General features: G+C 66.2%; 11 protein-coding genes. All 11 read right to left on the minus strand.

Annotated elements, in window-relative coordinates; translation table 11 throughout:
• Position 1 precedes the first annotated feature (1 nt).
• Positions 2-2,983 carry a bifunctional [glutamine synthetase] adenylyltransferase/[glutamine synthetase]-adenylyl-L-tyrosine phosphorylase gene (locus tag F3H41_RS16015; RefSeq protein WP_149739695.1) on the minus strand — a complete coding sequence of 994 codons (2,982 nt, stop codon included), beginning with the start codon at positions 2,981-2,983 and terminating at the stop codon, positions 2-4.
• Between the two features lie 140 nt (positions 2,984-3,123).
• Positions 3,124-4,518 (minus strand): HAMP domain-containing sensor histidine kinase, encoded by a 1,395-nt coding sequence (locus F3H41_RS16020; protein ID WP_149739696.1) that lies wholly within the window; start codon positions 4,516-4,518, stop codon positions 3,124-3,126.
• Positions 4,519-4,549: 31 nt separating this feature from the next.
• Positions 4,550-5,245, minus strand: a complete 696-nt coding sequence (locus F3H41_RS16025) for a response regulator transcription factor (protein ID WP_149739697.1) — start codon at positions 5,243-5,245, stop codon at positions 4,550-4,552.
• Between the two features lie 172 nt (positions 5,246-5,417).
• Positions 5,418-6,995: a Do family serine endopeptidase gene (locus F3H41_RS16030; protein ID WP_149739698.1), complete on the minus strand. Its 1,578-nt coding sequence runs from the start codon at positions 6,993-6,995 to the stop codon at positions 5,418-5,420.
• Between the two features lie 130 nt (positions 6,996-7,125).
• Positions 7,126-7,596 carry a cytochrome c-type biogenesis protein gene (locus F3H41_RS16035; protein ID WP_188129499.1) on the minus strand — a complete coding sequence of 157 codons (471 nt, stop codon included), beginning with the start codon at positions 7,594-7,596 and terminating at the stop codon, positions 7,126-7,128.
• Positions 7,593-9,584, minus strand: coding sequence for a heme lyase CcmF/NrfE family subunit (locus tag F3H41_RS16040; RefSeq protein WP_149739699.1), 1,992 nt, complete (start codon positions 9,582-9,584; stop codon positions 7,593-7,595). The genes F3H41_RS16035 and F3H41_RS16040 overlap by 4 nt, the downstream gene beginning before the upstream one ends.
• Positions 9,581-10,063, minus strand: a complete 483-nt coding sequence (gene ccmE / locus F3H41_RS16045; RefSeq protein WP_149739700.1) for a cytochrome c maturation protein CcmE — start codon at positions 10,061-10,063, stop codon at positions 9,581-9,583. The genes F3H41_RS16040 and ccmE overlap by 4 nt, the downstream gene beginning before the upstream one ends.
• Positions 10,060-11,238, minus strand: a complete 1,179-nt coding sequence (ccmI, locus tag F3H41_RS16050; protein WP_149739841.1) for a c-type cytochrome biogenesis protein CcmI — start codon at positions 11,236-11,238, stop codon at positions 10,060-10,062. The genes ccmE and ccmI overlap by 4 nt, the downstream gene beginning before the upstream one ends.
• 95 nt (positions 11,239-11,333) lie before the next feature.
• On the minus strand, positions 11,334-11,789 hold the full coding sequence (locus F3H41_RS16055; RefSeq protein WP_149739842.1) for a hypothetical protein: 456 nt from the start codon (positions 11,787-11,789) through the stop codon (positions 11,334-11,336).
• A gap of 184 nt (positions 11,790-11,973) precedes the next feature.
• Positions 11,974-13,362, minus strand: coding sequence for an ATP-binding protein (locus F3H41_RS16060; RefSeq protein WP_149739701.1), 1,389 nt, complete (start codon positions 13,360-13,362; stop codon positions 11,974-11,976).
• Positions 13,352-14,023 carry a response regulator transcription factor gene (locus tag F3H41_RS16065; protein ID WP_149739702.1) on the minus strand — a complete coding sequence of 224 codons (672 nt, stop codon included), beginning with the start codon at positions 14,021-14,023 and terminating at the stop codon, positions 13,352-13,354. The genes F3H41_RS16060 and F3H41_RS16065 overlap by 11 nt, the downstream gene beginning before the upstream one ends.
• Positions 14,024-14,050 lie beyond the last annotated feature (27 nt).

Genomic DNA, 14,050 nt, shown 5'->3' on the forward strand with positions numbered 1-14,050 from the left:
TTCAGCCCCCCGTCCCCCGCCCTGCCTTCTTCTCCCCGACCAGCCGCCGGAAGATGCCGCGCACGGTGGTGGAGAGGCGGCGGATATCGGCTTCGGCGGCGCGCAGGTCCGGAGCGTCAGCGGCGCGGCACACGAGATCGATGAGGCCGGCGGGCGTTTCCTTCGGGTCGAAGTGACCGTCGATGCACAGCCGGATGATCTGCGCGATCTCGGTAAAGAGCGCCAGCGCCTCCTGCACGCGGTCCGTCTCCTCACTCGTCATGTGCGCCGCGCCGAGCTTTGCGATCAACTCGCCGGTCGATGGCGTTCCCGCCACCGGGGGCGCTGCGGCCGAAGCCGAAAGCGCAAGGAACTGGGCGATGAACTCGATATCGACGAGACCGCCGGCAATCAGCTTCAGGTCCCAGAGGTCGCGCGGCGGCTTTTCCGTTTCGATCAGCGCCCGCATCTCCGAGACATCGCCAGCCAGTTGTGCCGGGTCGCGCCCGGCCGCAAGGACGGTGGCGATGGTGGCGCGGGTCGCCTCGGCAAGCGCCGCGTCGCCGGCAATCACCCTTGCCCGCGTCAGCGCCATGTGTTCCCACGTCCAGGCCTCCTCCCGCTGATATTTGGCGAAGGCACCGAGGCGCGTCGCGACCGGGCCCTTGTTGCCGGAGGGACGAAGGCGCATGTCGACGGCATAGAGCACGCCTTCGGCCGTCGGCGCCGACAGGGCGGCGATGAGGCGCTGGGTGACGCGGGTGAAGTAGCGCAGGGCATCGATCGGCTTGGCCCCATCGGAATCGCCCGCATCGTCGGCGTGATCATAGAGCAGGATGAGATCGACGTCGGATCCATCCGTCAGTTCGTGGCTGCCGAGCTTGCCCATGCCGAGCACCGCAACGCGCCCGCCCTCGATGCGGCCATGCGCCGCCTCGATTTCCTGGAGCACGGCGGCAAGTGCCGCTTCGATGACGAGATCGGCAACGGCGGTAAAGGCGCGGCCGGCGCGCTCGCCTGTGATGGCGCCGGTCAGCAGACGGATGCCGATCAGGAAACGCTGCTCGGCCGCGAAGATGCGCAGCCGGTCCAGCTTCTCCTCGTAGTGGCGCGCACCGCCGACGAAGCTGGCAAGCCGCTTTCGCGTTTCCTCCCGCGTCGGCAGTTCCGCCAGAAGGCGCGGATCGAGCATGCCGTCGAAGACATGCGGACGAGCCGCGATGATATCGGCAAGGCGCGGCGCGGCGGACATGATGTTGACGATGAGCTTCAGCAGCGGCGGATTGCTGGCGATCAGCGAGAAGAGCTGGATGCCGGCGGGAAGGCCGGACAGGAAGCTGTCGAAGCGCGCCAGCGCTTCGTCGGCCCGCTTGCTCTGCCCGAAGACGCGCAGCAGTTCCGGCGTCAGTTCCGTCAGCCGCTCGCGCGCCTCCACCGATTGGGTGGCGCGGTAGCGGCCGTAGTGCCAGGTGCGGATGATTCGGGAGATGTCGGCTGGGCGCTCGAAACCGAGGCTTTCCAAGGTCTTCAACGTATCCGGGTCATCCCCCTGCCCGGTGAAGACAAGGTTGCCGCCCTCGCCCGACAGCTTGCGCTCCTGCTCGAAGAGCTGGGCATAGCGCCGTTCCACGGTCTTCAGGATACGCGACAGCACCGTCGAAAATGTTCCGGTATCGGCAAAGCCGGCCATGTAGGCGATGCGCTTCAGCTCCGCCTCGCTCTCCGGCAGCGTATGGCTCTGCTCGTCGGCGACCATCTGGATGCGGTGCTCGACATCGCGCAGGAACCAGTAGGACTCGGTCAGTTCGCGGGCCGTCTCCGCGTCGATCCAGCCCGCCTTCGCCAGCGCCGCCAGCATCGCCTCCGTGCCGCGCAGCCTCAATTCCGGCATGCGTCCGCCAGCGATCAGTTGCTGGGTCTGCACGAAAAACTCGATTTCGCGAATGCCGCCGCGACCGAGCTTGATGTTGTGCCCTTTGACGGCGATCTCGCCATGGCCCTTGTGGGCGTGGATCTGCCGCTTGATGGAGTGGATGTCGGCGATCGCGGCATAGTCGAGATATTTGCGGAAGACGAAGGGCACGAGTTCCCGCAGGAACGCTTCGCCGGCCCGGATGTCGCCGGCCACCGGCCGCGCCTTGATGTAGGCGGCCCGCTCCCAGTTCTGGCCACGCCCCTCGTAATAGATCAGCGCGGCCTCCACGGGGATGGCGAGCGGGGTGGAGCCGGGGTCGGGCCGCAGGCGAAGGTCGGTCCGGAAGCAGTATCCGTCGCCCGATCGTTCCTGCAGGATGCGCACCAGTCGCCGCATCAGCCGCGCGAACATCTCCGGCGCCTTCTCCTCATCAAGAATGATCGCCGCATCCGGATCGTAGAAGACGACGATATCGATGTCGGAGGAGTAATTCAGCTCCCGCGCGCCATGCTTGCCCATGCCGAGCACCACGAGGCCCGAGCCCTCGGACGGCGCGCCGGGATCAGACAGTCTGAGGTGCCCCGCCTCATGGGCCGAGAGCAGAAGATGGTCGATCGTGGCGGCCACCGCCGTATCGGCGAGATCGGACAGCGCCGCCGTCGCCTGCCGGCCATCGATGAGCCCGCCGAGATCCGCCAGACCGACGGCAAAGGCCACCTGCCGCTTGGCGCGCCGCAGACGGGCCATGACCTCGCCATCCGAGGCAGCCTTTCCCTCCGCTGTCTTCCAGGCATCACGGGCGGCGGTCAGCGCTTCGGCGAGAATGGCATCCAGCGGCCGTATCATCAGCGCATCCAGCGTCTCGATGCAGGGCAGCGCCATGTCGCGCAGATAGGTGGAAAGCGAGAAGGCCGCCACCAGCAGGTCGCGCACCGGCGCTTCGGCCTCCAGCGCTGCCTTCAAGGACGGCGCCGATTTGGCCATGTCCCTGAGATCGGCAAGAATGGCGCGCACGTCAGCCTGCTTGAAAGGGCGAATAGGGCACGTCTTGAGCGCCCCGAGCACGGCCGCGCCTTCCTCATCCTGCATGTCGTCTCCCATCGCGGCGGCAATGCTGCCGCTCTTGTCTTGTCGCGGATGCCGTCTTCCATGCGACGACGGCATGGGAAAAGGCTAACGCATCGGGCAAGAAAGCGGAATCGCTTTCTGAGGGGCGGGCCGCGACCGGATCAGACAGAGGCCGGGAAGATCAGGCAGGCCGTCAGGCCGCGCGCGGCCGCATGTGGCTCGGTGTCGGACAGTTCCAACTGGCCGTGGTGCAGTTCCATCACCGCCTCCACCAGAGAAAGGCCGAGGCCGGTGCCCGGCTTGCTGCGGCTTTCATCGAGGCGCACGAAGCGTTTGATGACGTCCATGCGGCGCTCGGCCGGCACGCCGGGCCCGTAATCGGCCACGGAAAGCCGCGCGAACCCGCTTTCCGATTTCAGCGTGACACGAATGATCGGATCGAGCGCGCCTTCGGAATATTTGATGGCATTGTCGAGCAGATTGCCGATCGCCTGCCCCACCAGTTCGCGATTGCCGGTAATGGTGATGCCGGGCGCGATATCCGCGACGAGCCGCAGGCCCCGATCCTCCGCCAGGGCCTCGTAAAGCTCGGCGCTGTCGGCGACGATGCCGCTGAGGCCGATCGTGCTCATTTCGGCGACGGCCGACCCCGCCTCGACGCGGGAGATCATCAAAAGCGCATTGAAGGTGCGGATCAACTGATCGGACTCGCCGATGATCTGCTCCAGCGTCACCTGATGGTCGACCTCATGGCCGGCAAGCGCGGCCTCGGCGCGATTGCGCAGCCGCGTCAGCGGAGTCTTCAGGTCATGGGCGATGTTGTCGGAGACTTGCCTCAGGCCCTCGTTGAGCTTCTCGATCCGCTCCAGCATCGCGTTCAGCGATTCCGACAGGCGGTCGAATTCGTCGCCCGTGCCGCTGGTCGGCAGGCGCTGGGACAGGTCACCCTCCATGATGCGGGTGCTCGCCTCCGACATGCGCTCGATGCGTTTCAGTGCATTGCGGCCGATGCCGAACCAGATCAGCAGCGCGCCGACGCCCATCGTTCCGAGCGCGACCATCAGGGCGCGGCGGATCAGCACGCGAAAATTCTCCGGCTCCTGCAGGTCCCGGCCCACCAGAACGCGCAGACCGTTCGGCATGAAGAAGACCTGCGCGATCGCCACGTGACGGGTCTTTCCCTCGTCGGTGAAGCGCGTGTAGGTGAAAGGATCGTCCGTCCAGCCTTCCGCCTCCAGAAGGCCGGGGGCAAGCGAGGCGACGTTGCCGGCGAGGATTTCGCCGGTCGGCCCGGCAATGACGTAAAGGTTTGCGCCCGGCTGGCGGGCGCGGCGCTCCAGGGTCCGCAGCAGGCCGTTGACGCCGGACCGGTCGTAGATGGCCTCGATCTGCGCCACTTCGGCCGCGACCGCCTCGCGGGTCTGCTGTTGCAGCAGCCGCTCCGACATCGCCGTGACATAAACGACCAGGATGCCGGCGCAGATCGCAAAGAGCAGCAGGAACAGCGCCGACAGGCGGACGGCCGTGGAGCGCAGCAGAACCCTGATACGCTTCATGCTCTCGCCGCCAGTGCGCGGGGACCTGCCATCATTCGGAGCGCTCGTCCTTCATCATGTATCCGGCGCCGCGCACGGTCCGCAGCAGCGGCTGGTCGAAGTCCTTCTCGATCTTCGAGCGTAGCCGCGACACATGCACGTCAATGACGTTGGTCTGCGGGTCGAAATGATAGTCCCAGACGTTTTCGAGCAGCATGGTGCGGGTCACCACCTGCCCGGCATTCTTCATGAGATATTCCAGCAGGCGGAACTCGCGCGGCTGCAACGGTATTTCCCGGCCCTGCCGGCGCACCGTATGCGAGAGACGATCGAGTTCGAGGTCGCCGACACGGTAGACGGTATCCTGTTCCGGTGCACCCTTGCGGCGGCCGAGAACCTCGATGCGGGCGAGAAGCTCGTTGAAGGCATAGGGCTTGGGCAGGTAATCGTCGCCGCCGGCGCGAAGGCCCGTGACGCGGTCGTCCACCTGCCCGAGCGCGGAGAGGATGAGGGCCGGCGTGTGGATGTTCTTGCGGCGCAGTTCGGAAATCACCGCCAGACCGTCACGCCGCGGCAGCATGCGATCCACGACCAGCGCGTCATAGCTGTTTTCGCTCGCCATGAAGAGGCCGCTGTCACCATCGCTGGCGTGGTCGCTGACAATGCCGGCCTCGCGAAAAGCCTTCACCAGATAGGCGGCGGCCTCGATATCGTCTTCGATGATGAGAATCTTCATGTGCGCGACCATAATCCGACTTCCCTTGCCGTCACAACTGCTTGATTGCGCTTTCAATTGGCGGAGAGATGGCAGGATTGGCGCCGATCGGGCCCTGCCGAAAGATAGCGGGGCGCCGCGAAGAAGTGTCTCGCGGCGCCCCGGACCGTCCGCCGGGCGGATCATCCACCCGGCGTCTGGCTGATCAACCCTGGTTGATCGGCAGTGCCACGAAGCGGCTGCCGCTTTCGGACTGGATCTGGAACAGGGCCTTGGTACGGCCGTCCTTGCGGGCGGCGTCGAGCACCTTGGCAACGTCATCGGCGGACTTCACCGTCTGATTGTTGACGGTGACGATGGTCTCACCCTGCTTCAAGCCCTTGTCGCTGGCGTCGGAGTCCGGATCGACCGAGGCGATCTTCAGGCCCGTTCCATCGTCGGAGGGCGTCACCGTCACGCCGAGATCGGCAAGGGCCTTCTCGCTGGCCGGCTGCTGGGTCTCGGTCTCGGCGCCGTCATTGTCGTTTGCCGAAGCCTGCTTTTCGTCAGCCGGCAGGGCGCCGATCGTGACCTTCTTCGTCTCGGACTTGCCGTTGCGCCAGATCGTGACATCCGCCTCGGAGCCGGCACGCAGCAGCGCCACCTTGCGGGCCAGTTCGCGGGGGCTGGCGATTTCCTCGCCGTTCAGCGCCGTCACCACGTCGCCCTTCTCGATGCCGGCCTTTTCGCCCGGCGAACCGGCCTGCGGCTCGACCACGAGGGCGCCCTTGGCTTCCGACAGGCCCAGCGATTCGGCGATATCCTGCGTCACCGGCTGGATCTGCACACCAAGCCAGCCGCGCGATACGCTGCCGTCCTTGATCAGGTCTTCCACGACCGACTTGGCGACGGAAGCGGGGATGGCAAAAGCGATACCGACGCTGCCGCCCGACGGCGAGAAGATCGCGGTGTTGATGCCGACGACCTGCCCTTCCAGATCAAAGGTCGGGCCACCGGAATTGCCGCGGTTCACGGCCGCATCGACCTGGATATAGTCGTCATAGGGGCCGGAGCCGATGTCTCGCCCGAAGGCGGAGATGATGCCGGCCGTGACGGTGCCACCGAGACCGAAGGGGTTGCCAACGGCAACGACCCAGTCACCGACACGCACCTTGCTGTCATCGGCAAAGCTGACATAGGTGAACTTGCGCTTGGCATCGACCTTGAGAACGGCAAGGTCTGTACGGCTGTCCCTGCCGACCAGCTTGGCATCGTATTCGGTGCCGTCGTTCATCACCACCTTGAAGGCGGAGCCGTCCGAGACAACGTGGTTGTTGGTGACGATGTAGCCGTCTTCAGAGATGAAGAAGCCGGAGCCCTGGGCCGTCGGGCGCAGGCGGCCTTCACGCGGACCGGCCTTCGGGCCGCGCTCGGCGTGGCGCTCGCCGCCACCATCGCCGCGCATCTCCGGGCCACCGAATTCGCGGAAGAAGCGCTTCAGCGGATGATCGTCCGGCAACTGGTCGAAACCACGTCCGCCGAAGTCGAAGCCGTAGGAGCCGTCATCGGAGACGGGCTTGACGCGGCTTTCGACGCGGACCGACACGACCGCCGGGGAGACCGCGCTGACGACGTCGGCGAAGCTCGGAACCTGCTGCGGCGTCGCCACCTTGACGGGCTCGGCGAAGGAAGAGGTCACGGCCGCCGGAATGCCGGTGGCGAGCATGACGGCGGCGATACCGGCGACCGCCGAGGTCTGCAGAACCATCTTGAAGGGGGAGCGCTTGGAAGCGTTTGTCGTCATGGTCGAGTAGCCTTCTCTCGTCGTTGAATGTCGAAGCTGCATGTTGCAGCCTGTGACATGAGAGATAGTTCGTCCGACCTTAACTGCATCTGTCCGGAAGATGAAATCTTGGTAATCTTCGGCGTCGTGATCAGCCGCGGTCGCGATCTGCAAGCAGCGACGCCAGCCGTTTCGTTTCGGCATCGGAAAGCGCAACGCCCGTCACCCGGCCTGCCCTGCGGCGCGCGGCAACGATCATGGCCGCGCCGCCGATCAGCAGCAGGGCAGCCGGCGCGCCCCACAAGATCAGTGTCTTGGCCTCGAATCGCGGCTTGAGCAGAACGAATTCCCCGTAGCGCGAGACGACATAGTCGATCACCGCCTGGTCGCTGTCGCCATTGGTGATGCGCTCGCGCACCAGCACGCGCAGGTCCTTGGCAAGCTCGGCATTGGAATCGTCGATCGACTGGTTCTGGCACACCATGCAGCGCAACTGCGCCGAGAGCGCCCGGGCGCGCGCTTCAAGCGCCGGGTCGGAGAGCACTTCGTCCGGGTTGACGGCAAGCGTCGGCAGGGCCGAGGCGGCCAGAAGAGCCAGCGCAATGAGGGTCCGGCGGATCATTCGGCCGGCTCCGGGGTTGCTGCTTTTGCATGACGCCGGGCCTTGGCGGGCGCCCCCACGCGCAGGCGCCGGTCGGTCAGCGAGACGGCGCCGCCCGCCATCATCAGCAGAGTCCCGCCCCAGATGCACAGCACGAAAGGCTTCCACCAGATGCGCACCACGATGCCGCCGTCCGCCATGGGATCGCCCAGCGAAACGTAGAGCTGGCTGAGCCCGAAGGTGCGAATGCCGGCTTCCGTCGTCGGCATGCGCCGGGCCGTGAACAGGCGCTTCGACGACCAGATGTCGGTCACTTGTACCCCACCCTTGGATACGGTGAAATGGGCGGATTGCTCGGTGTAGTTCGGCCCCTGCCCGTCACGCATGCCGTCGAAGGTCAGCGTATAGCCGCCGGCTTGCGCCGTCACGCCGGGCTTCATCTCCACCACCACCTCCTCCTCGAAGGCCGTCACCGCGACAATCCCGATCAGCGTCACGCCGAGGCCGGCATGGGCGAGTGCCGTCCCGAAGGCCGAGCGCGGCAGGCCCGAGAAGCGCCGCCAGGCGACGGCCGGTGCCACCTTGCCGATGCCGGAGCGCAGCCAGAGGTCGGCAAAGGAGCCGATGAAGAGGTAAAAGCCCAGCGCAAGGCCCGCATAGGCCAGCACCGGCGCCCCGGTTTCGACATAGGCCCAGACAAGGGCCGCGACGATACCGATGCCGGCGGCGGCGAAGAGGCGCTGCCCGGCCGCCAGGAGGTCGCCGCGCTTCCACGCGAGCAGCGGACCGAAGGGCACGGCAAACAGCAGGGGCAGCATCAGGAGCCCGAAGGTGATGTTGAAGAAGGGCGCGCCGACCGAGATCTTCTCGCCCGTCAGCCCTTCCAGCACCAGCGGATAGAGCGTGCCCGTCAGCACCGTCGCCGTCGCCGTCGTGAGGATCAGGTTGTTGAAGACCAACGCGCCCTCGCGCGAGATCGGCGCGAAAAGGCCACCCGCCTTCAGCCGCGTGGCACGCAAGGCGAAAAGCGCAAAGGCGCCGCCGATGAAGATGCAGAGAATGACGAGGATGAAGACCCCGCGCGCCGGGTCGGTCGCAAAAGCATGCACCGATGTCAGCACGCCCGAGCGCACGAGGAAGGTGCCAAGCAGGGACAGCGAGAAGGTGATGATGGCGAGCAGCACCGTCCAGATCTTCAGCGCCTCGCGCTTTTCCATGACGAGCGCGGAGTGGAGCAGCGCGGTGCCGGCGAGCCAGGGCATGAAGGAGGCGTTTTCGACCGGATCCCAGAACCACCAGCCGCCCCAGCCAAGTTCGTAATAGGCCCAGTAGGAACCCATCGAGATGCCGGCCGTCAGGAAGGCCCAGGCGGCCAGCGTCCAGGGGCGCACCCAGCGCGCCCAGGCGGCGTCGAGCCGGCCCTCGATGAGGGCGGCCACGGCAAAGGAGAAGCAGACGGAAAAGCCGACATAGCCGAGATAGAGCAGCGGCGGGTGGATGGCGAGGCCGATATCCTGCAGCACCGGATTGAGGTCGCGGCCCTCGCCCGGGGCCGGCGCGAGGCGGATGAAGGGGTTGGAGGTCAGCAGGATGAAGAGGCCGAAGGCTGTGGCGATCCAGGCCTGCACGGCCAGCACCAGGGCCTTCAACTGTTCCGGCAGGTTGCGGCCGAAGACAACGACGAGCGCCGAGAAAAAAGTGAGGATGAGGAGCCAGAGCAGCATCGAGCCCTCATGGTTCCCCCAAACGCCCGAGACCTTGTAGATCATCGGCTTCATCGAATGGGAGTTTTCCCACACGTTGCTGACCGAAAAATCCGAAACGACGTAGCCATAGGTCAGCGCGCCGAACGAGACAGCGACGAGCAGGAAGGTGGCCAGCGCCGCCGTCGATCCCACCGACATGGTGGCGCCATCCTGCCGGAGGGCTCCGATCACGGGCAGGATGGACTGGATGATTGCCGTCGCCAGTGCCAGAACCAGCGCATAATGCCCGATCTCGATGATCATTGCGTCGCCCCGCTGCCGGTATCGGCGTTTGCGCCCTGCCCGTCTCCACCCTGCCAGACGCCTTGTTTCTTCAGGCGATCGGCGACCTCCTTGGGCATGTAGGTCTCGTCATGCTTGGCAAGGACCGTATCCGCGACGAAAACCGGATTTCCCGGTTCGAACCTGCCTTCGGTGACCACGCCCTGCCCCTCGCGGAAGAGGTCGGGCAGGATACCGGTATAGGTGACCGGAATGGTGTTGAGGCTGTCGGTCACCGAGAAGCTGACGGTCGATCCCTCGCCGCGCTTGACCGAGCCCTCCGCCACCAATCCGCCGAGGCGGATGCGGGTGTCCGGCGGCACCGGCGTCTTGGCAAGGTCTTCCGGCATGTAGAAATAGGCGACAGCCTGGCTGAAGGCGAACATCACCAGCAGCACGGCGGCCAGAAGAAAACTCACCCCACCACCGATAATGGCCAGCCGTTTCTGCTTGCGGGTCATTTGCCCTCTCCCTCAGCGGGTGCTGCTTGCGGTGCGGACAGGCCGAGTTCCTGTGCCAGCGCCAGCAATTGCTGCCCCTCCGCGCCATCGGCGGGGAAGGTTTTCAGGCCCGTCCCTAGCGCCTCTGCCGCCTTGTCCCTTTGATCCAGCACAACATAGGACCGAATAAGGCGGGCCCAGCCTTCGAAATTCTTCGGGTCGTCCTTCAGCCGGGCGGCGAGACTGTCCACCATGCCGCGAATCATCTGCTGGCGGTCGCCCGCTTCCATGCCGGAGGCGGCAGCCACATCGTCGGCCGTCGGGTTGCCCGGCGCCTTGGCGGTCTCTTCCGGCGCGGCCGCCTGCGCGGTTCCGCTGCGCAGGGAGGTCACATGGTCATTGACGGCGCCGAGCCAGGGCGCATCCTTCGGCGCCTCGGCCGCCAGCTGTTCGAAGGCCGTCAGCGCCGCCTCGCGCTTGCCCTCCTGCTCAAGGCCGAGAGCGAGATAAAATTGCGCCCGGGCGTCCTTCGGGTCAAGCACCAGGGCCTTTTGCAGCGCCTCCTGCGCCTCGGTCGTCACCAGCCCGCCGGAGAGTGCGACCTGTGCCTCGGCATAGCCCCCGAGCCGGTCGGGCGTCGCGCCGAGAATGTCGAGCGCCCGCGCATAGGCGTTCGCCGCATCGTCGAACCTGCCGGCCCGCATGTAGATCGGCGCCAGCAGGTCCCAGCCCGCGCCGTCGCCCGGGTTGGTCGCCAGATGGTTTTCGGCGCGCGCCAGGAGAACATTCATGTCGTCGCCGGGATTGGCGAGACGGGCCGCCAGCGGCTGGTCCGGCATTTCCGGGCTGCCGGTCCGCAGGTAGAAGCCAAGCCCCACGGCGGGAAGACAGAGAAAGATCAGCGCAAACCCAAGCCGCCGCAGCAGCGGTGACCCGGCCGAGGCGCTGGCCTTATTGGCGGCATCGGTGGCGGCGAAGAGGCGCCGGGCAATTTCGGCCCGCGCCAGTTCCGCCTCGCCGCTCGTGATCAGCCCCGATGCGCGGTCGCGCTCCAGCTCGTCCAGTTGGTCGCGATAAACGGAAACGTCGTGTCCGGCGGCCGGGCTGGCCGATAGCTTGCCGGCCCGCAAAAGCGGCAACATGACGAGGGCGGCGGCTGCGGCCGTCAAGGCCGACACGATGATCCAGAAAAGCATACCGCTCAATTACTATGCGGCCCTGCCCATTCCAACATCAAAGACTGGCCACACCGAAATTTGAGGCGTTTCGCCGCAAGAGCGAGAGCTGGCGATCAGCCGAGCGGCGTCCAGCTGCCGTTCGGGTTGCGGCAGGCCACGCCCCGTGCGGTCTGCGTCTGGCTGCCGGCAACGATGGTGTGGCTGTATTGGCGGCAGTTCTGCGAACCCACCTGATAGGGCGCCGCGGCGACCACTTCGCCGGATATGGCGCTTCCCTTCCAGGCGACGGGCTGGCCGCCCGGCGCTGCTTCCAGCGCGCGATATTCGGCCTCGAGCGCCCGCTGGCGATCGGCCCTGCCGAGGTCGGCCGAAGGAAGACGTCCGATAATTCCGCCCTGCAGCGCAGCAAGATAGGTCTGCGAGCCCGTCGTCGCCGCTGCCGAGCTTCCGCCCAGCGCCGCGGTCAACGGCGCCCGTGCCGTCGTCGTGCAGGCCGCCAGGGCCATGCATGCAAAGGCTACGCAGACCGACTTCACGCCCGCATCAAACTGCTTCAACGCCCTACCCATCATGCCCGTTTCCCGCTGTCCTGCCGCGCCGTCCCCTGTAAAGGAGGATAACGCCCGATCCGCCTGTCTTTTGACATTCGCCGCCCGTGGACGCAATCGCAGCAAACGGCATTCATCACATTTGTCCAACCTCATGGCCGCACGCTTGAAGCGCCAGACAAAGTTGGCGCGGGGCTGCGATGCGTCAAGTCGCCACCGGCAGCACCAGGTCGGCCTTCAGGCCGCCGAGCGACCCGCGCGAAAGGCTGAGCGTGCCCTGATATTCCGAGACGATTTCCGAGACGATGGACAGGCCGAGTCCCGTGCCCGGCTTGCTTTCGTCCAGCCGCCGGCCGCGTTTCAGGGCATAGGCGATCTCGTCCGGCTCCAGCCCCGGCCCGTCATCCTCGACGGCGATCGTCGCCCAGTGCTTGCGCGCTGCATCCGGCCCGCTGACCCCGTCCGGCGCTGCCCGGACGACGATCCTGACCTCGCTCACGGCAAAGCGCGCGGCGTTCTCCAGGAGGTTGCCGACCGTCTCTTCCACATCCTGCTGTTCCATGGCGAGAATCAGCACGGGCGGATCGACATCCAGGGTGAAGACGCGCTCGGCATGCAGGCGCCGCATCACACGGATCAGGCGCTCCAGCGTCGGCTCCACATCGGTGCGCGCCAGCACCGTCTCGCGCTGGGCGGCGATGCGGGCACGGTTGAGGTAGGACTGCACCTGCGACTGCATGGCCTCGGCCTGCATGCGGATCACCTCCGAATGCGGCGTCTCCAGCACCCGCGCCTCGTTGAGCAGCACCGCGATCGGCGTCTTCAGCGAGTGGGCGAGATTGCCGACCTGCATGCGGGCGCGCTCAACGATGCGCCGGTTGCTCTCGATCAGCGCGTTCATCTCGGTGGTGAGCGGCATGATTTCGCGCGGGAATTCGCCGTCCAGACGCTCGCTCTCCCCGGCCCGGATCTTCTCCAGCGAGCGCCGCGCGCCATCGAGCGGTCTCAACCCGAAGAGAATGGCGAGTGCGTTCATGCCGAGGCCGCCGAGACCGAAGATGGAGAGCGCGATGGCGAGGTTGCGGTCGAAGGCGTTGACGTCGGCCTCAAGGACCGCGCGGTTGCCGGCCACGCGAAAGCGCGCCGTGCGCCCGTCAATATCGAGCACCACCTCGGTTTCGGCCACTTCCACCGAATTTCCGAAGCTGTCCTTCGTCGTGTAGAAGCGCTCGTAGCGGAAGTCGAAGGGCACCTCGTCGACGCTGACGATTGGCAGCGTCCCGGAGCCGAGCGAGGTGGAGACCAGCGGCGCCGTCTTGAACTCGCCGATCGGCTCGACGATCCAGTACCAGCCGGTCTGCGGCTGGGAAAAGCGCAGGTCTCCCAGTTGCGGACTGCCGGACAGCGCCGCCTTGTCGTTGACGGTCACCGAGTTGATGACGTTGTAGAGCTGGGCGCGCAAGAGGTCCTGGAAGCCGCGCTCGGAGCCGCGCCGGTAGAGGGTGGAGATGGTCACGCCCGTCACCACGAGCGCCAGCGCCGCCCAGATGGTCGAGACCAGCAGAACGCGGATCGTGAGGGATCTAATGGCCATTGCCGGGCGCTTGCATCCGGTAGCCGAGGCCACGCACCGTCTCGATCAGGTCATTGCCGATCTTCTTGCGCAGGCGGCCGACAAAGACCTCGATCGTGTTGGAATCGCGGTCGAAATCCTGGTCGTACATGTGCTCGACCAGCTCGGTGCGGGACACGACCTGCCCCATATGGTGCATGAGGTAGGACAGCAGCCGGAATTCGTGCGAGGTCAGCTTCAACTGCACCCCGTCCACCGTCGCCTTGGAGCCCTTGGTGTCGAGGCGCACGGGGCCGCAGACGATCTCGGAGCTCGCATGGCCGGCGGCGCGGCGGATCAGCGCGCGAATGCGGGCCAGCACCTCCTCCACATGGAAGGGCTTGGTGACGTAATCGTCGGCACCGGCGTCGATGCCGCTCACCTTGTCGCTCCAGCGGTCGCGGGCGGTCAGGATCAGCACCGGCATGCGCTTGGCCGCAGCGCGCCACTTCTCCAGCACGGTGATGCCGTCCATCTCCGGCAGGCCGATGTCGAGGATGACGGCGTCATAGGGCTCGGTGTCGCCGAGAAAATGGCCTTCCTCGCCGTCATGGGCCTGATCGACGACGTATCCCGCTTCCTTCAGCGCCTCGGTCAGCTGCCGGTTCAGGTTCTCATCGTCCTCGACCACGAGTATGCGCATCTATGCCTTGCTCCGTTCCACCTGGCT

It is taken from the genome of Rhizobium sp. RU20A, assembly GCF_900155885.1.
Taxonomy (GTDB): Bacteria; Pseudomonadota; Alphaproteobacteria; order Rhizobiales; family Rhizobiaceae; genus RU20A.